Annotated in this window: 1 protein-coding gene; it reads left to right on the top strand. The window is 54.1% G+C overall.

Annotation, left to right across the window (positions count from 1 at the left end; all coding sequences use genetic code 11):
• Nucleotides 1-286, top strand: a 286-nt coding sequence (locus IAE50_RS25780) for a hypothetical protein (protein ID WP_234467366.1), incomplete at its 5' end; no start/stop codon positions are given.
• Nucleotides 287-292 lie beyond the last annotated feature (6 nt).

Below are 292 nucleotides of genomic sequence, written 5' to 3'. Positions count from 1 at the left end.
AAACGTCAACGGCAAAACCGCCGCTCCCGAATCTTCCAGGAAGATGGGGGGTAAAGACACGCCCCTGACGGATGCCCAGGCCACTGACACTCTCTGCTGGGTTTTTGCTGTCACTGATGACATGCCAGGCGCGAAACGCCACGACTTTGACCCGCCAGCTGGCGTGGAGGAGATCGTCATATATCAGGACGATGTGCCGGACTTCAGCATCATCTGGATTGTAAATGGCTGGCCGGTTGCAGCTGCCATGCCGCTCGATTCTTTATTTCGTGTTTTATCTGACTGATTAACT

The organism is Kosakonia sp. S42 (genome assembly GCF_016624785.1).
Classification (GTDB): domain Bacteria; phylum Pseudomonadota; class Gammaproteobacteria; order Enterobacterales; family Enterobacteriaceae; genus Kosakonia; species Kosakonia cowanii.
This window is presented reverse-complemented; position numbering and strand designations above follow the sequence as displayed.